Here is a 16979-nt window from a genome sequence, read left to right on the forward strand (position 1 = left end):
GAGGGCTTCGGCATGCCGGGGGACGCGGTCCGGGTTACGCGAGCGCGCGCCCGATCAGATACACGGCCGGGGCGGCCGCGGTGAGCGGCAGGGCGACTCCCGCGGTCATGTGCACGAAGCGTGACGGGTAGTCATAGCTCGCCACCCGCAGCCCGATCAGCGCGCAGACACCGGCCGCGAGGCCGAGCAGCGCGCCCTTGGCCCCCAGGTCGGTGACGGTGCCCGCCACCGCTCCGGCACCCGCGGCGACGACGAGCGCGGCCACGACCGAGGCCGGTCCGGGCAGCGGCAGCGCCCGGACGAGCACGGCGGCGGCGACGGCCACACCGCCGACCGTCACGGCGTCCGGGACGGCCGCGAGGTGCCCGGCGGCGAGGACTGTCAGGGCGGCCGAGGCGACCGTGGCCATCAGCCCCTGCATCCGCTCGTCGGCACCGGCCCGGCTGCGCAGCTGGAGCACGACGGTGAGCAGCACCCAGACGCCGAGGGTGCCGAGGATCGCGGCCGGCCCGTTCTCCCGGCCGGCCGCGAGCAGCGCCACATCGGCGACGAGACCGCCGGCGAAGGCGAGCGCGATGCCCTGACGGGCGGGCCACATGCCGTTGAGCCGGAACCATCCGGCCGCGGTCACCGCCTGGAGCAGCACCAGCGGGACGACCAGGGCGTACGGCCCGACGGCCGCGCCGAGCGCGAGCAGCAGCCCGAGCCCCGCGGTGATCGCGGCCGGCTGCATGCCGGGCGCGATGATCGGCGAGCGTCCCTCGGCGCGGGCGCGCTGGGCGTCGGTGATGCGGCTGTTGCCCAGCGTGGTCGGCGCGCTGTAGCCGTCCTCGCCCTGCGCGGGGGCGGCGACGGGGGCGACCGGGCCGGGAGCACCCGGGGCCTCGGCCCGGACCTCGGGGGGCAGCGGGTACGAGCCGGACGCGCCCAGCGGCGCCAGGTACGCGGTGTCGTCGGCGGCGGCCTGCGCATCAGGCGCGGGCTGGACGGGCCGATCGTGCTGCTGGGCGGGCCGGATCGTCGGCTGGTACTGGGTGTCCCAGGTCTGGCCCTCCCAGGTCTGGGTGACCCCCTGGTCGCCGGCGGGCCAGTCCGCCGCGGGCTGCGGAGCCTGCGGGGCGGGCGAGCCCTGCTGCGGGTACCGGGCGGCCTGCTGGGGCGGGTGCGGGTCGTACCCGCCCTGCTGCGGAGTCCCGTACGGTGCCGCGTCGCCCCCATGGGGCGCCTGCTGCCCGTAGGAGGGGTCCGCGTACCCCTGGTCCGCGTATCCCTGCCCGGCGTACGCCTGACCGCCGTACGACGGCTCTCCGTACGACGGGTCCCCGTACGCCTGCTGCTCCCCGTACGCCTGCGGCTGCCCGTACGCCTGCTGCTGCGCCTGGGGCTGCGGCTCCTGCCCGTACGGATACTGCGGATGCTGTGGCTGCTGCTGCGGGTACGGCTGCTGCTGATCGCTGCTGCTCATGTTCTGCGGTTCACCCTCCTGCGAACGGCGGGAGCACCTCGACCGTGCCGCCCTCGGCAAGGCGTACGGTCTCATGGCTCCGGGTCCCGACGGGGTCACCGTCGATGAGGAACGAACACCTTTGCAGTACGCGGCTCAGTTCACCGGGGTGTCGTTCGCGCGCCCCGTCGAGCGCCTCTTTGAGCGTCGCAGCGGTGTACGACTCCTCCGCGGTTCCGGCCGCGGCCTTGGCGGCTGCCCAGTAGCGGATCGTTCCCGCAGGCATGGCGGCGCTCCTCTCGTCTCGCGTCAGCTCACGCATCGGCTGTCCATCATGGTTCACCGCGTCATCGCCCAGTCGGCGATGCGGGTGAGCAAGGTCTCGTCCGCCGCGTTCTCCGCGTGGCCCATCCCGGACTCCAGCCACAGGTCGGCGGCGGCGCCCGCCGCGTCGGCGAGCATCCGCGGGTGGTCGAGCGGGAAGTACGGGTCCTGGTCGCCGTGCACGATCAGCAGGGGGGCCGGGGCGATCAGCCGGGCGGCCTCGACCGGGGAGAGCGGGACCGGGTCCCAGTCCTTGCGGTGGATCCGGGTGCGGAAGCCGTACCGCCCGACCAGCCGCCCGGTGGGGCGGGTGACCATCCAGTGCAGCCGCCGCATCGGGGCGGTCCCCCGGTAGTACCAGCGCGCCGGAGCGCTCACGGACACCACCGCATCCGCGTGCGCCTCCCCGTGCGCTTCTGTGCGCCCCCCGGCCTCCCCCTCCGCCGACGGGGCCGTATACAGAGCCCCGTGCCGGAGGACCACGGAACCGCCCATCGAGAAGCCGGCCGTAACAACGCGCGTGTGCCCGAGCGACCGCGCCCAGGCCACCGCGGCGGCCAGATCCAGCACCTCGCGGTCGCCCACCGTGGACCGTCCGCCGGAGCGCCCGTGGCCCCGGAACGAGAAGGTGACCACCGCCGCACGCTGCGAGAACACCTCCACGGCGCGCCGCACCGCGGGGCGGTCCGCCGAACCGGTGAATCCGTGCGCGACGACGATCGCCGTCCCGGCGCCCCGCGCCTCCGCGCCGGCGCCGTCATCTCCCGTACACGGGTCGTACACCGCCTCGATCAGGACCCCGTCATCGGCACGCAACGCGGTCCGCAGCGGACCGCGCGTGATCAAGGGAACAGAGGAACTCCGAAATCGCCCCTCGGACACAGAACTCATGTGGGCTATTCTGCTGGGAAGAGGATCCGGGCAAAGCAGCCCCCGGGTCCTTTTGTGCTTTCCGCGCGTTGTTACGACGACGTTTCGACAAGCTCAGCGGTCCTGGGCGCGGGACGCACGCGTAAAGCCCGTATGACGAAACGTCGTGCGGGTACGCACAGACAAGCGTACGAAGCAGTGCCGCATACTCCCCCGGGTCCGACCCGGGAGTGCCCCTCTCGCAGGGAACGAGGAGGACCGACGTAATGGGCGAGCCAACCGTGCACGATCATCGACCGACGACCCAGGCAGGTGGGCGGCGATGAGTTCACTGCTGCTCCTGACGAATGCCCTCCAGCCGTCGACGGAGGTGCTTCCCGCCCTCGGCCTCCTGCTGCACAGCGTGCGGGTGGCTCCCGCCGAAGGCCCCGCTCTCGTCGACACCCCCGGTGCCGACGTCATCCTCATCGACGGACGGCGCGACCTGCCGCAGGTCCGCTCCCTCTGTCAGCTGCTGCGGTCCACCGGACCCGGCTGTCCGCTGATCCTCGTCGTCACCGAGGGCGGCCTCGCGGCCGTCACCGCGGACTGGGGCATCGACGACGTGCTGCTGGACACGGCGGGCCCCGCCGAGGTCGAGGCACGCCTGCGGCTGGCCACCGGCCGGCAGCAGATCACCGCCGACGACTCCCCGATGGAGATCCGCAACGGCGACCTCTCGGTGGACGAGGCGACGTACAGCGCGAAGCTCAAGGGCCGGGTCCTGGACCTGACCTTCAAGGAATTCGAACTGCTCAAGTACCTGGCACAGCACCCGGGCCGGGTCTTCACCCGCGCCCAGCTGCTCCAGGAGGTCTGGGGCTACGACTACTTCGGCGGTACGCGGACGGTCGACGTCCACGTACGGCGGCTGCGCGCCAAGCTCGGCCCCGAGCACGAGTCACTCATCGGCACCGTGCGCAACGTGGGCTACCGCTTCGTCGCGCCGGAGAAGGTGGAGCGGGCCGCCGCCGAGGAGGCGAAGACCGCCGCCGCGAAGGCGGCTGCCGAAACCCTCACCCGTTCGGAGCAGCCGGAGGTAGCGGAGGTCACGGAAGAAGCCCCGGTCCAGCCTGCCAAGAGGTAGGTCAATCCGCGTAGACTGCCGCGCGTGGCCAAGGTGACGCGGGACGATGTGGCGAGACTGGCGGGGACGTCGACCGCAGTGGTCAGTTACGTCATCAACAACGGACCCCGGCCGGTCGCCCCGGCCACGCGCGAGCGGGTACTCGCCGCGATCAAGGAGCTGGGCTACCGGCCCGACCGGGTCGCCCAGGCGATGGCCTCGCGGCGGACCGACCTCATAGGGATGATCGTGCCGGACGCGCGGCAGCCGTTCTTCGCGGAGATGGCGCACGCGGTCGAACAGGCCGCCGCCGAGCGCGGGAAAATGGTGCTCGTCGGCAACTCCGACTACCGCGACGAGCGCGAGGTCCACTATCTGCGCGCCTTCCTCGGCATGCGGGTCTCCGGCCTGATCCTGGTCAGCCAGGGCCCCAGCGAGCGCGCGGCCGCGGAGATAGAGGCGTGGGACGCCCGGGTCGTGCTGCTGCACGAACGGCCCGAGGCGATCGACGACGTCGCGGTCGTCACGGACGACGTCGGCGGCGCCCAGCTCGCCACCCGCCACCTGCTGGAGCACGGCAACGAGTACGTCGCGTGCCTCGGCGGCATGGAGTCGACCCCGGCGGTCGGCGACCCGGTCGCCGACCACGTCGAGGGCTGGCGCCGGGCGATGCACGAGTCGGGCCGCTCGACGGAGGGCCGGCTCTTCCAGGCCCCGTACAACCGTTACGACGCCTACCGGGTGGCGCTGGGGATCCTCTCGGGCCCCGACCGCCCGCCGGCCATCTTCTGCACGACCGACGACCAGGCCATCGGGGTGCTGCGGGCCGCGCGCGAGCTGCGGATCGACGTGCCCGGTGAGCTCGCGGTGGCGGGCTTCGACGACGTGAAGGAAGCGGGCCTGACCGATCCGCCGCTGACCACGGTCTTCTCGGACCGGCCGGCGATGGCGCGGGCGGCCGTGGACCTGGTGCTCGACGACTCGCTGCGGGTGTCGGGTTCGCGACGGGAGCGGCTGAAGCAGTTCCCCTCGGCGCTGGTGGTCCGGCGCTCGTGCGGCTGCGGGGAACCGCCTGCCGCGCAGGTGCTCGCCTGAGGCTGTCCCGTCGTCCATGGTGGATCGGCGCACGGCGTCGGATGCGGTGCGAGGCGGAGAGACGTCCGCGTGCCGGATGCGTCCGGGCGTTCCGGCAACGCGGCGAGGCGGCGTAGCCGTCACGCGCCCGCCGGGCGGACGGGACAGCCCTCGGGCGGACGCGGGGCGGGCGGGCCCGTCCCGTCGCTCCTGTCCCGACCCCTCGGAACGCGTCCTTATATCGGGCATACGAGGTTCTGCCGGGCTTCTCAGGGCGTACTCAGGGTCCTCTCATGTTCGCTGGACACTCTCGTAGACATGACAGAGAGCCAGCGCCCGAGCGGCGAGTACCCGATGTACCCCTCGTACGGCAACGGCGACGCGGCCTACCCGCCGCCGCCGTCATACCAGCCCGTCCAGCCGGTCGCCATGGACCCCGGGACCACCGTGTGGCCCGCACCCGGCACGGCGGACGCGTACACCGGCGGTGCGGGCCACGGCGGCGGGGGCCTCCACGGGCTGCCGCAGCAGGCGCCCGAACCGTCCTCCCCCCGTCGCCGGGTCCGCCGGCCGGTCGCGCTCCTCGCGGCGGTGGCCATCGCGGCAGCGGTCGTCGGAGGCGGCACCGCCACCGTGATCGCACAGCTCACCGACAACGGCAGCACCGGCACGGCCGCCAGTGTCGTTCCCGGCACCACCGTCTCGCAGAGCAGCAAGGGCACCGTCTCCGGCGTGGCCGCGGCCCTCTCGCCGACGATCGTCGAGATCGGCGCGACCTCGAACGCGGGCCAGTCCACCGGATCAGGCGTGGTCATCACGTCGGACGGCGAGATCGTCACCAACAACCACGTCATCGCGGGCGCCACGTCCATCAAGGTCACGCTGAGCACGGGCAAGACGTACACCGCCGAGGTCGTCGGCACCGACGCCGACAAGGACCTCGCGCTGATCAAGCTCCAGGGCGCGAGCGGTCTGAAGACGGCCACGCTCGGCGACTCCTCCCAGGTCGCCGTCGGCGACCAGGTCGTCGCGATCGGCTCGCCGGAGGGACTGACCGGCACGGTCACCAGCGGCATCGTGTCCGCGCTCGACCGTGACGTCACGGTCGCCAAGGACAGCGACAGCGGCAGCCAGGATCAGGGCCAGGGCCAGGGCGGGCAGGGCGGCGGACAGGAGTGGCCGTTCGAGTTCGGCGGACAGCAGTTCAACGGCGACACCGGCGACTCCACCACCACCTACAAGGCCATCCAGACCGACGCCTCCCTCAACCCGGGGAACTCCGGTGGCGCCCTGATCAACATGAACGGCGAGATCATCGGCATCAACTCCGCGATGTACTCCGCCAGTTCGTCCAACGGTTCCAGCAGCTCCGGCGCGGGCAGCGTCGGCCTCGGCTTCGCCATCCCGGTGAACACCCTCAAGGCCGACCTCGACACGCTGCGGTCCGGCGACAGCTCCTGAGGAGAAGGCCATGCACCACCCGACCGACACCCCCACCGGCCCCGCCGACCTGGCCCTGCCGCTCGCTCTCCTCACCGTGCTCGCCGAGCCGGCACCCGCCGACGGGTCCGGCACGGACCGGCCACGCGCCACGGAGCTCCGCACCACCGGCAACCGCGGACGCCGTGCCGCGCGACGCCGCGCCACGGCCGTGCGAGGCTGAGGAGCCGGGGACCGAGAAGGCCCACCACGGCTCCCGCCCCGTACGGAACGAGAAGAGGACGAAGCAGCGATGAGCCCCGCCGAAGACGATCCGCAGCGCATCCTGATCGTCGACGACGAGCCCGCCGTGCGCGAGGCCCTGCAGCGCAGTCTCGCGTTCGAGGGGTACGGCACCGAGGTCGCCGTCGACGGTCTCGACGCCCTCACGAAGGCGGAGTCGTACGACCCCGACCTCATCGTCCTCGACATCCAGATGCCGCGGATGGACGGGCTGACCGCCGCCCGCCGCATCCGTGCCACGGGCACCACCACCCCCATCCTGATGCTCACCGCCCGCGACACCGTCGGCGACCGCGTCACCGGGCTCGACGCGGGCGCCGACGACTACCTGGTCAAACCCTTCGAGCTGGACGAACTCTTCGCCCGCATCCGGGCCCTGCTCCGCCGCAGCTCGTACGCGGTCGCGGCGGGCGGCCCCCTCCCCGACGACAACGTGCTGGCCTTCGCCGACCTGCGCATGGACCTCGCGACCCGCGAGGTCATGCGCGGCACCCGGCACGTGGAGCTGACCCGTACCGAGTTCACCCTGCTGGAGATGTTCCTGGCGCACCCGCGCCAGGTGCTGACCCGCGAGCAGATCCTCAAGGCGGTGTGGGGCTTCGACTTCGAGCCGAGCTCCAACTCCCTGGACGTGTACGTGATGTACCTGCGCCGCAAGACCGAGGCGGGCGGCGAGCCGCGCCTGGTCCACACGGTGCGGGGCGTGGGGTACGCGCTGCGCTCCGGCGGGGGCGAGGGATGACCGGCCCGCTCCGGCGGATCCGCTCCCTGCCGCTCCGCTCCCGGCTGGCGCTGCTGGTCGCCACCGCGGTGGCGGTGGCGGTCGCGGCGGTGGCGGTGGCCTGCTGGTTCGTGACGAAGGCGCAGTTGGAGCACCAACGGGACGAGACCTTGCGCAACACCACGGTCGAAGGGGACTACCTGAACAGGCTGTACGCGTACTGCCAGCGGGCCACCTCACTTCCGCCGCGCAGCGATTCCGGCCTCACCGTCCAGCTCATCGACGCCCAGGGCGGCATCTGCATCAATCCGGACTCGGCAGAAATCCCGGTGAGCCCGACGGACCTCGCGGTGGTCAACCACGAGGCGCGCAGCGTGCTGCATTCCGCGGTCGACAAGGACGGCGTGAAGATGCGCGTCTTCACGTATCCGGTGAAGGCGACCCAGCCGGGGACCGCGCCCACGGACCTGGCCGTCTCCGTCGCCCGCCCCGCGAGCGAGGTGGACAAGCCCCTCTCCACCCTCGCCTGGGTCCTCCTCCTCGTCTCCGGCATCGGCGTCATCGGCGCCGGCGCCGCCGGACTCTGGGTGGCCCGCTCCGGCCTGCGCCCCGTCGACGAGCTCACCGAGGCGGTCGAGCACGTCGCCCGTACCGAGGACCTGACGGTCCGCATCCCGGTCGAGGGCGAGGACGAGATCGCGCGGCTGTCCCGCTCGTTCAACTCGATGACGGCGTCCCTGGCCACGTCCCGCGACCGCCAGGCCCAGCTCATCGCCGACGCCGGCCACGAGCTCCGCACCCCTCTGACTTCTCTCCGCACCAACGTCGAACTCCTCGCCCGCAGCGACGAGACGGGCCGGGCCATCCCGCCGGACGACCGCAAGGCGCTGATGGCCTCGGTGAAGGCCCAGATGACGGAGCTGGCCTCCCTCATCGGCGACCTCCAGGAACTCGCCCGCCCCGACGCGGCGGACCCCGGCCCGCTCCAGGTGATCGCGCTCCACGAAATCGCCCGCACCGCCCTGCAACGCGCCCGTCTGCGCGGCCCCGAGCTGACCCTCACGGCCGAGCTGGCCCCTTGGTACGTCCGGGCCGAACCGGCCGCCCTGGAGCGCGCGGTCGTCAACGTCCTGGACAACGCGGTGAAGTTCAGCCCGCCCGGCGGCACGGTCGACGTGGTCCTGCACCGGGGCGAGCTGACGGTCCGCGACCACGGCCCCGGCATCCCCTCCGAAGAACTCCCCCACGTCTTCGAACGCTTCTGGCGCTCCCCGTCCGCCCGCCAGCTCCCCGGCTCGGGCCTCGGCCTGTCGATCGTGGCCCGTACGGTCCAGCAGGCCGGCGGCGAGATCGACCTGCGCCCCGCACCGGGCGGCGGCACGGAAGCGGTGATCCGCCTCCCGGGGGCGCCCCAGCCGCCGCCGGAGCCCCCGCTGGGGTGAGCGCGCGGGGACGACGGCCCCCACCGAGGCGATCTCCCGCGCCCTCCTGACCGCGTGCTGCTCCGCGGAGGGCGGCCGCCACCCCGGCGAAGCCGCGTCCGCGCACCTCACTCGTCACGCCGGAGACGGATCACCGACCGGCACGCCCGCGCTCACGGCCGGGTGCCGTCCACACGTTCGAGCAGCGTTCGGGCCTCGGCGGTGCGGCGGTGGTCCGGGCCGAAGGAGGCCAGGCAGGCATCGTGAGCGGCCACAGCCTGGCGCCGGGCGTCGAGTGCGCGACCCGATCCCCACAGCGCGGTCGCCACGACCAGTTCGACAGCGCCCACGTCCGGGTGGCGCTGGGATTCGGGCAGCGCGCGGTACAGCCTGTCGGCGTCCTGCGCCTCGGTGAGGGCGTCTTCGTAGCGGTCCTGGCCGTTGAGGCTGCGCGCCAGGCCGAGCCGCAGGACGAGGCCCGCCCGGTCACGTTCGCGATGGGCGGCCAGGGCCTCGCGGGCGAGTGCCTCGGCCTCTTGATGACGTCCCTGACCGTTGAGGGCGAAGACCAGCCCATTGCGGGCAGCCGATGCCAGCAGTGACATTTCCGGGCCGGTGCCGCGGTCCGCGGCCTCGGCGACCGCCGCACATTCCGCCTCGCACTCGGCGTACTGTCCGAGCGAGGTCAGCTGCTGGGCGCGGTCCGAGCGCACCTTCAGGGTGAACCAGTGACCGGCCCCGAATATCCTGTTGAAGGCAGCCAGCGCTTCGTCATAGGTGCCGACCGCCTCGGCGTGGCGGCCTTGGGCGCCCGTCGCCAGCGCGGCGATGCTCAGCGCCACCGCCGCGTACTCGTCGTTGCGTGGCCGCGATCGGGCCACGGCACGGGCTTCGGCCTCCGCCTCGGCGTACCGCCCGCCTTCGTAAAGGGCCTTGGCCTCATCGATGGGCGTTCCCGCCATTTCCTGGGCACCGCTTCGCCCGCGCGACCGGAAGAATCTCATGGTCCGGAGCATACGGACGCCGCGCGGACGGCTCGGCGAAGGGCAGGACAGGGTTGGCCGACAGCCCTTGCGACGCCGCCCACGCCGCCGTCCGGGCCGCGCCGCCGGAGGCCGACTGCGATCCGTAACGCCTGCGTCAGGACGCCGGGTTGTGCCGGATCAGCGACTCCACCAGCCCGGACCTGGTCGCCGGGAAGTCCAGCGGGACGATACCGAGCCCGGTCCATCCGGCCGTCCCCGAGGAGTCGAGGAACGACTGGACCTGCGGGTTCAGCCGGTCCGCGTTCCATCGGGGCGGCAGCAGCGCCGCCGTACTCACGTAGTTCATGAACAGCTTGCCCGGCTGCGCGGCCGCCTTGCGGAACTGGTTCTCGATCTTCGGGTACTTGGCGAACGGCTCCGCCATGTAGTCGTCCTGGATGTCGAAGAGTCCCGGATCTGCGTAGCGGACCCCGGGCAACCCGCCGTTGTCGGCGAGGAGCACCACCTTGCCGCGGGCTCCTCCCAGTGTCGGCAGTGCGCTGTCGATGTGGAACAACGGGCGCCAGCCCTTGGTGTCGAGGTACAGGTCGAAGATCCGGCGGAAAGCGGCGTCGCTCTCCTCCGAGTACTCCTGCTTGACCCGCATCAGCACGGTCTCGCCGGGCCGCTGGGCCAGGAAGTCCCAGCAGGCGCCCAGGACGTCGCCGAACATCAGGTTCTGGTACGAGGCCCCGTGATGGATGGCGAACGAGTCACCGGTGATCCGGCACCGCACGTCGAGAAAGCGCAGACCGCTGTTCAGCTGCTCGGCGATCGTGGTGTTCTGGCACTCGGTCCAGGGGCCGCCGTAGCGGGCGCCGGAGTCGTGCGAGCCGGGGATCGTCAGGCGCTGGAGCGCGGTGGCGTCCGCGATGCCGCTCATCCAGTCCTGCACGGTGAGGGCCCGCCGGGCCTCGGCGCGCGCGGGCGCCGCGCCGACGAGAGCGGTCGCGGAGACGGCCAGCGCCCCGGCCAGGAAGTGTCTGCGGTTCGCGGTGTACGGGCTCATGCGGAACGCCTCCGGGTGCCGTGTGGGGGGGATCAGCAGCCCCCGGATTATGACCCGTACACATCACGTAGGGAACGGGGCGGCCGGACCGCGGCGTGAAAACGACGGATGCGCGGGCCGGGGCCTTCGCCCCCGCCCGCGCATCCCCGCCTGCCGTACGCCCTACTGGACGACCGTGATCCGGTCCGTCGCCGGCGGGGCCAGCGGCGCCGCGGCCGTGGAGTGCGCGGCCAGGTAGGCGTTGAACAGGTCCAGGTCGGAGGCGCCGACCAGCTTGTTGGTGCCCGCGCCGAGGGCCGCGAAGCCGTCGCCGCCGCCGGCCAGGAACTCGTTCATCGCGACCCGGTAGGTCTTGGCCGGATCGATCGCCTCACCGTTCAGACGGATCGTTCCGGTGACCACGCGGTCCGCGCCGGCCTTCGTCAGGTCCAGGGTGTAGGTGAGGCCCTTGGAGATCTGGAGGATCTTGGGGCTCGCCTCGTTGGAACCGCTGACCTGCTGCTGAAGCGCGGACACCAGCTGCGCACCGGTCAGGTCGACGACGTTCATCATGTTCGTGAACGGCTGCACGGTGAACGACTCCCCGTACGTCACCACGCCGTCGCCCTCGCTGCCCGTCGCCTTGTACACCAGGTCGGCACGGATGCCGCCCGGGTTCATGAAGGCGACGACCGCCCCGCCCTTGTCCGCCGGGGCCAGGCCCTCCAGCTGGGCGTCCGCGATCAGGTTGCCCAGCGGCTTCTCGGGAGCCGTGGAGCCACGGCCGTTGATGTCGGCGGAGATGAAGCCCTGCGGCCGGTTGGCGATCGGCGCCGCCAGGGTGTTCCAGCGGGCGATCAGGTCCGTCATGTCGGTGGCCTTGGCCTGGTCCCGGGTGACGACGTGGTTCGCCGAGACCGGGTTCGCGGGCGCCTGGTGCTTCGAGGACGTCTTCACCGCGGTGCGCACGATGTCCTTGGTGCGACGGTCGTACGTCAGCGTCGTGTCCGTGTACAGCTTGCCGAACGACGAGGCCGACGTGACCAGGCGCGGGTTGCCCGCCGGGTCCGGGATCGTGCAGACGTACGCCTGGTGGGTGTGGCCCGTGACCAGGGCGTCGACCTTCGGCGAGATGCCCTTGGCGATGTCGGTGATCGGACCGGAGATCCCGTCACCGGCCGCCGGACTGTCGCAGTCGTAGTTGTACGAGGACGAGGCCGGGGCGCCGCCCTCGTGGATCAGCGCGACGATGGACTTCACGCCCTGCCGGTCCAGCTCCTTGGCGTACTTGTTGACCGTCTCGATCTCGTCGTGGAACTTCAGGCCCTTGACGCCGTTGGCCGTCACGATGTTCGGCGTGCCCTCCAGGGTCACCCCGATGAAGCCGATCTTGACACCGTTCTTCTTCCACACCGTGTACGGCTTGAGGATCGGCTTGCCGGTCTTCTCGTCCGTCACGTTCGCCGCGAGGTAGGGGAAGTCGGCGCCCTTGAACTTCTTGCCCTGCTCGTAGCACCCCTCGACCGGGTGGCAGCCGCCGTTCTGGAGGCGGGCCAGCTCGGTGGCGCCCTCGTCGAACTCGTGGTTGCCGACAGTCGTCACATCGAGGTCGATCTTGTTGAGCGCCTCGATGGTCGGCTCGTCGTGGAACAGACCCGACAGCAGCGGGCTCGCCCCGACCATGTCGCCGCCGGCCGCGGTGATGGAGTACGGGTGCCCCTTGCGCGCGGCGCGCAGCGACGAGGCGAGGTACTCCACGCCGCCGGCCGGAACGGCCTTCGTCGTGCCGTCGGCCTGCTTCTCGGTGACCGTACCGGCCGAGCCGGCCGGCGGCTCCAGGTTGCCGTGCAGGTCGTTGAAGGACAGCAGTTGCACATCGACGGTCCGGGCGGGCGTGTGGTGGCCGTGCCCCTTGCCGTGCCCGTGCGCGCCGGCCGGCATGGCGGCGACCAGCGCGCCGACGGTGGCCAGACCTGCTGCGGCGGCGAGCACCCGCCGGGACGCGCGGTTCTTCTGCGGTGTCGCTGACATCGATCCCCTTGTGAGCTCAGCGGGAGGTGTGAGGGTGGTGACGAGTCTGAAGACTGCGTGCCGCAGCCTAGAGTCAACGCGCGTAGCGCGACAGATGTTTGGGGTTACGAATAGGTTGCCGAACGACCGGAACGGGGCCATTCGCCCATCCGGGCGGGGGCCCCTGCGGGGCCGGGTCCTGTTCTTGCCGCGCCCGGTCCCGTGGTGCGGGGTTCCGTCCTCAATCGCCGGACGGGCTTGGTGCGGGTGCTCCCGTGGGGTGCGGGTGCTCCGCGGTGCGGGGTGCGCCTCTGCCGGGTGGGTGGGGGGCCGGGGCCCCTCCGGGGCGTCTCCTCAAACGACGAACGTTCCGCGGGTACGCGAGGGACCCGGGTCGATGTTCGTCGTCCTGCGGGGACTCCCCTGCACGGCCCCGGCCCCGGCCGCCCTGCGTCTGCGACAGACGCCGGGCCGGTGTGCAGACGCGGGCGATGCCGGGTGGGGGCGTGCAGGGGAGTCCCCGCAGGAAATGGCGTACGACCCGGGTCCTGCGCGTTCCCGGGTGAACACGCCATTTCTGAGGAGACGCCCCGGAGGGACCCCACCCCCACCCACCCGGCGGTGGCACCCCGCACCCCGCGGAGCGACCCGCACCTCTCAAGCCCGTCCGGCGATTGAGGACGGAACCCTCCGCCAGAGGACCGGCCAAGACACAAGACCCGGCCCCGAAAGGGGCCCCCGCCCGTCCGGCGATTGAGGACGGAACCCCGCACCCAAGGAACCGGCAGCAAACACCAGGGCCCCCACCCCAGGAACCCCGCAGCCGCCCGCCCAAGGGCACCGTACGCTCGTACACATGACGACTGACGTACCCCTCCCCGCCCCCGGACGCGAGATCCAGACGCTCGACACCCTCTCCCCCGACCAGGCGACCGCCGTCTCCGAGCTGCTCGCCGAGGCCGCGCGGTCCGACGGCCGGCAAGCCGTGTCCGAGCAGGGGCGGCTGCAGCTGCGGGGCGGGCACCGGGAAGGCGTGCGGCATTTCCTGCTGACCGCCGGGGGCGTGCTGGTCGGGTACGCGCAGCTGGAGGACACCGACCCCGTAGAGGCACCGGCCGCCGAACTGGTCGTGCACCCCTCGCACCGCGGGCACGGCCACGGCCGGGCGCTCGGGGCGGCGCTGCTCGCCGCGACCGGCAAGCGGCTGCGCGTCTGGGCGCACGGCGGGAAGTCCGCGGCGCGCCACCTCGCGCAGGTGCTCGGCCTCTCGCTCTTCCGCGAACTGCGGCAGTTGCGCCGCCCGTTGTCCCCGCTGAACATCGCGGAGCCGGTGCTGCCCACGGGCGTCACCGTCCGCACGTTCGTGCCGGGCGAGGACGACGCCGCCTGGCTCGCCGTGAACAGCGCCGCGTTCGCCCACCACCCCGAGCAGGGGGCGCTGACCCAGCGCGACCTCGACGACCGCAAGGCCGAGGCGTGGTTCGACCCGAAGGGGTTCTTCCTCGCCGAGCGTGCGACCGACGACGGCGGCGCCGAGCTCGTCGGCTTCCACTGGACGAAGGTGCACGCCGAGGAGCAGCTCGGCGAGGTGTACGTGGTCGGCATCCGCCCCGACGCGCAGGGCGGCGGCCTGGGCAAGGCGCTCACCGCGATCGGGCTGCGCCACCTGGCCGGCGAGGGGCTGCCCACCGCGATGCTCTACGTCGACGCGGACAACACCGCGGCCGTTTCCGTGTACGAGCGGATGGGTTTCACCACCCACGAGGTCGACCTGATGTACCGCACGGAGTCCTGAGCACTCACCACTCAGTCAGGGGCGGCGCCTCTTGACGCCGCCCCTTCCTTACGCCACCCTTTCACTACTCAATTAGTGAAAGGGGTGAACATGGCAGAGTCCGCAGCGGTCGAGTTCCGCATCGACCGGCGCAGCGGCGTCGCCACGTACCTCCAGATCGTCCAGCAGACCAAACAGGCCCTGAGACTCGGGCTGCTGGAGCCGGGTGACCGCCTGCCCACCGCCCGCGAGGTGGTGGAGGCGACCGCCATCAACCCGAACACCGTCCTGAAGGCCTACCGCGAGCTGGAGCGCGAAGGGCTCGTCGAGGCTCGGCGGGGTCTCGGCACCTTCGTCACCCGGACGCTCGGCGGCGCGGCCGGGGCCGACGACGCGCCGCTGCGTGCCGAGCTCGCCGACTGGGCGGGCCGGGCCCGCGCGGCCGGTCTGGACAAGGACGACGTGAGCGCACTCTTCACCGCCGTACTCGACCGCACATTCCCAGGGGAGCAGAACTGATGACAGGTGCAGTGATCGAGGCCACCGGCCTCGGCATGAAGTACCGGCGAAGAGACATCGGGTGGGCGCTGCGCGACTGCTCGTTCCGACTGCCCGCCGGACGTGTCTGCGCCCTGGTCGGCCCCAACGGCGCCGGGAAGTCCACCCTGCTCGCCCTCGCGGCCGGATTCCTGCGCCCCACGCAGGGCACGCTCACCGTCCTCGGCGCGGCCCCGGGCACGACCCGTTCCCGGATGGCCTTCGTGGCCCAGGACAAGCCGCTCTATCCGCAGTTGACGGTGGCCGAGACGCTCTGGGCGGGTGCCGAACTGAACCCGGCCACCTGGGACCGGGAGACGGCCGAGCGCATCACCGGCACGCTGCCCAGGGACGCCAAGGTCCGCACCCTGTCCGGCGGACAGCGCACCCGGCTCGCCCTGGCCCTCGGCCTCGGCAAGCGGCCCGAACTGCTCCTGCTGGACGAGCCGATGGCCGACCTCGATCCGCTGGCCCGTCATCAGCTGATGGGCGCCCTGATGGCCGAGGCCGCCGAGCACGCCACCACCATCGTGATGTCCTCGCACGTGCTCACCGAACTGGAGGGCGCCTGCGACTACCTCCTGCTCGTCGACGGCGGCCGCGTCCGGCTCGGCGGCGAGACCGACGACCTGCTCGCCGCGCACACCGTGCTCACCGGTCCCGTACGCGACCTCGCGCCGCACACCGTGGTCGAGTCCCGCACCTCGGGACGGCAGCTGACCGCGCTCGTCCGCAACGAGGGCCCGGTGGACGCCGACGGCTGGGAGACGGCCGAGCCGTCGCTGGAGGAGCTGCTGCTGGCGCACCTGCGTTCGCCCGGAGCCCCGGACCTGCTGACCCCGAGCGCCGCGGCCGGCAGCAAGGCGGCGGCCGCATGAGCCCCACCGGCCTGCTCACCCGTGCCACCCCCGCCGCACTGCGGGGCACCGTCCGCGTCCTCCTGCGCCAGCACCGGCGCCCGGTGCGGGCGGCCTGCGCGATCCTGGCCCTGGGCATCGCCTTCGTGGTGGGGCTCCGGATATGGATGGCCTCCTCGCCCGAACACTGCGCCGACGGCGACACCACCCGCTGCGGCGACGGCAGCTACCTGCCCACCTACGCCCGCACCTCCACCGAGACCTATCTGGCGGACGGCGGCACCGCTCTCCTGGTGCTCGCCGGGCTCATCGGCCTGTTCGTCGCAGGCCCGCTGATCGCCCGCGAGCTGGAGAACGGCACGTTCCGCTTCATCCGGGCCCAGTCCGTGTCGCCCGCCCAGTGGCTGGCGGCCCGGATCGCCCTGCCGGCGGTCCTCGTGACCGCCGGGACGACCGTCCTGGTCCTCGTCTACCGGTGGGGCTGGTCGGGCGTCCAGGACAACGAGTACGCCAGCGGGCTCGGCTGGTCCGAGAGCGGCGTCTTCCCCGCCCTCGGACCGGCCGCCGTGGCCTATGCCCTGCTGGCCGTGGCCGTCGGCGCCCTGTGTGCCGTACTCGTACGCCGCACCCTGCCGGCCATGGGCCTCACGGCCCTCGTCCTGGGCGCGGTCGCGCTGGGGTTCGGCAAGCGCCGCTACGAGCTCTGGCCGACCGCCCGCCGCCTCGGCAAGGGGGCCTGGCCGGAGAACGCCTGGAACATCGAATCGGGCATGCTCACCCCCTCCGGCAAGGAGATCTACTGGCAGGACTGCTGGGACGCGGGCCTCGTCGGCCCCGAGGACCCCTCGCGCTGCCTGCGTGACCGGGGCGGGGTCACCGACTTCGCCGACTACCACCCCGGCTCGCACTTCTGGCCCCTCCAGTTCGTCGAGACCGGCATCCTGCTGGTCCTCGCCGCCGCCGCGGTCGCCGTCGCCTTCCGCGTCCTGCGCCGCCGCTACGCCTGACCGGACACCTGTACGACAAGGCCGTACCCGGGGCTCCGCCGTCCCCCGGGTACGGCCACACCGCTTCCTGCATGTCATGTCGCCGTTACCGGGCATTCAG

The 16979-nt window shown here is 72.4% G+C and carries 16 protein-coding genes; 10 read left to right on the plus strand and 6 right to left on the minus strand.

Features of this window, described 5'->3' with window-relative positions; genetic code table 11:
* Positions 1 to 34: 34 nt before the first annotated feature.
* The 3 genes from ACGFZA_RS35605 to ACGFZA_RS35615 are packed head-to-tail and all read right to left on the minus strand — an operon-like array spanning position 35 to position 2659.
* Positions 35 to 1465, minus strand: a complete 1431-nt coding sequence (locus ACGFZA_RS35605; RefSeq protein WP_393684639.1) for a hypothetical protein — start codon at positions 1463 to 1465, stop codon at positions 35 to 37.
* A 10-nt stretch (positions 1466 to 1475) separates the two neighbouring features.
* Positions 1476 to 1730, minus strand: a complete 255-nt coding sequence (locus ACGFZA_RS35610; RefSeq protein ID WP_385285849.1) for a MoaD/ThiS family protein — start codon at positions 1728 to 1730, stop codon at positions 1476 to 1478.
* 53 nt (positions 1731 to 1783) lie between these two features.
* Positions 1784 to 2659, minus strand: coding sequence for an alpha/beta hydrolase family protein (locus ACGFZA_RS35615; RefSeq protein ID WP_393684641.1), 876 nt, complete (start codon positions 2657 to 2659; stop codon positions 1784 to 1786).
* Between the two features lie 301 nt (positions 2660 to 2960).
* Here ACGFZA_RS35615 and ACGFZA_RS35620 point away from each other — a divergent pair, with 301 nt between their 5' ends.
* The 6 genes from ACGFZA_RS35620 (at position 2961) to ACGFZA_RS35645 (ending at position 8702) form a co-directional block, all read left to right on the plus strand.
* Positions 2961 to 3764 (plus strand): response regulator transcription factor, encoded by an 804-nt coding sequence (locus ACGFZA_RS35620; protein WP_326737656.1) that lies wholly within the window; start codon positions 2961 to 2963, stop codon positions 3762 to 3764.
* 24 nt (positions 3765 to 3788) lie between these two features.
* Positions 3789 to 4838 carry a LacI family DNA-binding transcriptional regulator gene (locus ACGFZA_RS35625; protein ID WP_385285854.1) on the plus strand — a complete coding sequence of 350 codons (1050 nt, stop codon included), beginning with the start codon at positions 3789 to 3791 and terminating at the stop codon, positions 4836 to 4838.
* Between the two features lie 297 nt (positions 4839 to 5135).
* The gene (locus tag ACGFZA_RS35630; RefSeq protein ID WP_393684644.1) at positions 5136 to 6278 is read left to right on the plus strand and encodes a S1C family serine protease; all 1143 of its coding nucleotides are present in this window, start codon (positions 5136 to 5138) and stop codon (positions 6276 to 6278) included.
* Between the two features lie 10 nt (positions 6279 to 6288).
* A complete protein-coding gene (locus ACGFZA_RS35635; RefSeq protein ID WP_393684646.1) occupies positions 6289 to 6480 on the plus strand; it encodes a hypothetical protein in 192 nt (63 codons plus the stop codon).
* 69 nt (positions 6481 to 6549) lie between these two features.
* Entirely contained in the window at positions 6550 to 7281 is a 732-nt protein-coding gene (locus ACGFZA_RS35640; RefSeq protein ID WP_385285861.1) for a response regulator transcription factor, read from the plus strand.
* Complete coding sequence (locus tag ACGFZA_RS35645) at positions 7278 to 8702, plus strand: sensor histidine kinase (protein ID WP_393684649.1); 1425 nt, start codon at positions 7278 to 7280, stop codon at positions 8700 to 8702. The genes ACGFZA_RS35640 and ACGFZA_RS35645 overlap by 4 nt, the downstream gene beginning before the upstream one ends.
* A 152-nt stretch (positions 8703 to 8854) precedes the next feature.
* Here the strand turns inward: ACGFZA_RS35645 and ACGFZA_RS35650 are convergent, their stop codons facing one another.
* The 3 genes from ACGFZA_RS35650 to ACGFZA_RS35660 form a co-directional block, all read right to left on the minus strand.
* Complete coding sequence (locus ACGFZA_RS35650; RefSeq protein ID WP_385285864.1) at positions 8855 to 9685, minus strand: tetratricopeptide repeat protein; 831 nt, start codon at positions 9683 to 9685, stop codon at positions 8855 to 8857.
* A 136-nt stretch (positions 9686 to 9821) separates the two neighbouring features.
* On the minus strand, positions 9822 to 10715 hold the full coding sequence (locus ACGFZA_RS35655) for a phosphatidylinositol-specific phospholipase C (protein WP_393684652.1): 894 nt from the start codon (positions 10713 to 10715) through the stop codon (positions 9822 to 9824).
* A gap of 162 nt (positions 10716 to 10877) precedes the next feature.
* Positions 10878 to 12725 carry a bifunctional metallophosphatase/5'-nucleotidase gene (locus ACGFZA_RS35660; RefSeq protein WP_385285868.1) on the minus strand — a complete coding sequence of 616 codons (1848 nt, stop codon included), beginning with the start codon at positions 12723 to 12725 and terminating at the stop codon, positions 10878 to 10880.
* Between the two features lie 835 nt (positions 12726 to 13560).
* On the opposite strand from ACGFZA_RS35660, the gene mshD reads away from it, so the two are divergent.
* From mshD to ACGFZA_RS35680, 4 genes are all read left to right on the plus strand, one after another.
* The gene (gene mshD / locus ACGFZA_RS35665) at positions 13561 to 14499 is read left to right on the plus strand and encodes a mycothiol synthase (protein ID WP_385286181.1); all 939 of its coding nucleotides are present in this window, start codon (positions 13561 to 13563) and stop codon (positions 14497 to 14499) included.
* A gap of 90 nt (positions 14500 to 14589) precedes the next feature.
* The gene (locus ACGFZA_RS35670) at positions 14590 to 14997 is read left to right on the plus strand and encodes a GntR family transcriptional regulator (RefSeq protein WP_385286180.1); all 408 of its coding nucleotides are present in this window, start codon (positions 14590 to 14592) and stop codon (positions 14995 to 14997) included.
* Positions 14997 to 15893: an ABC transporter ATP-binding protein gene (locus ACGFZA_RS35675; protein WP_393684655.1), complete on the plus strand. Its 897-nt coding sequence runs from the start codon at positions 14997 to 14999 to the stop codon at positions 15891 to 15893. Before ACGFZA_RS35670 ends, ACGFZA_RS35675 begins: the two co-directional genes overlap by 1 nt.
* The gene (locus ACGFZA_RS35680; protein WP_393684658.1) at positions 15890 to 16879 is read left to right on the plus strand and encodes an ABC transporter permease; all 990 of its coding nucleotides are present in this window, start codon (positions 15890 to 15892) and stop codon (positions 16877 to 16879) included. Before ACGFZA_RS35675 ends, ACGFZA_RS35680 begins: the two co-directional genes overlap by 4 nt.
* Positions 16880 to 16979: the final 100 nt, after the last annotated feature.

This window comes from Streptomyces sp. NPDC048211, assembly GCF_043202315.1.
Taxonomy (GTDB): domain Bacteria; phylum Actinomycetota; class Actinomycetes; order Streptomycetales; family Streptomycetaceae; genus Streptomyces.

Coding starts and splice junctions, on each gene's coding strand:
- mshD (WP_385286181.1), top strand. CDS start 13,561: ATGACGACTGACGTACCCCTCCCCGCCCCCGGACGCGAGATCCAGACG.
- ACGFZA_RS35660 (WP_385285868.1), bottom strand. CDS start 12,725: ATGTCAGCGACACCGCAGAAGAACCGCGCGTCCCGGCGGGTGCTCGCC.
- ACGFZA_RS35680 (WP_393684658.1), top strand. CDS start 15,890: ATGAGCCCCACCGGCCTGCTCACCCGTGCCACCCCCGCCGCACTGCGG.
- ACGFZA_RS35620 (WP_326737656.1), top strand. CDS start 2,961: ATGAGTTCACTGCTGCTCCTGACGAATGCCCTCCAGCCGTCGACGGAG.
- ACGFZA_RS35670 (WP_385286180.1), top strand. CDS start 14,590: ATGGCAGAGTCCGCAGCGGTCGAGTTCCGCATCGACCGGCGCAGCGGC.
- ACGFZA_RS35655 (WP_393684652.1), bottom strand. CDS start 10,715: ATGAGCCCGTACACCGCGAACCGCAGACACTTCCTGGCCGGGGCGCTG.
- ACGFZA_RS35635 (WP_393684646.1), top strand. CDS start 6,289: ATGCACCACCCGACCGACACCCCCACCGGCCCCGCCGACCTGGCCCTG.
- ACGFZA_RS35675 (WP_393684655.1), top strand. CDS start 14,997: ATGACAGGTGCAGTGATCGAGGCCACCGGCCTCGGCATGAAGTACCGG.
- ACGFZA_RS35650 (WP_385285864.1), bottom strand. CDS start 9,685: ATGAGATTCTTCCGGTCGCGCGGGCGAAGCGGTGCCCAGGAAATGGCG.
- ACGFZA_RS35615 (WP_393684641.1), bottom strand. CDS start 2,659: ATGAGTTCTGTGTCCGAGGGGCGATTTCGGAGTTCCTCTGTTCCCTTG.
- ACGFZA_RS35605 (WP_393684639.1), bottom strand. CDS start 1,465: ATGAGCAGCAGCGATCAGCAGCAGCCGTACCCGCAGCAGCAGCCACAG.
- ACGFZA_RS35630 (WP_393684644.1), top strand. CDS start 5,136: ATGACAGAGAGCCAGCGCCCGAGCGGCGAGTACCCGATGTACCCCTCG.
- ACGFZA_RS35640 (WP_385285861.1), top strand. CDS start 6,550: ATGAGCCCCGCCGAAGACGATCCGCAGCGCATCCTGATCGTCGACGAC.
- ACGFZA_RS35610 (WP_385285849.1), bottom strand. CDS start 1,730: ATGCCTGCGGGAACGATCCGCTACTGGGCAGCCGCCAAGGCCGCGGCC.
- ACGFZA_RS35645 (WP_393684649.1), top strand. CDS start 7,278: ATGACCGGCCCGCTCCGGCGGATCCGCTCCCTGCCGCTCCGCTCCCGG.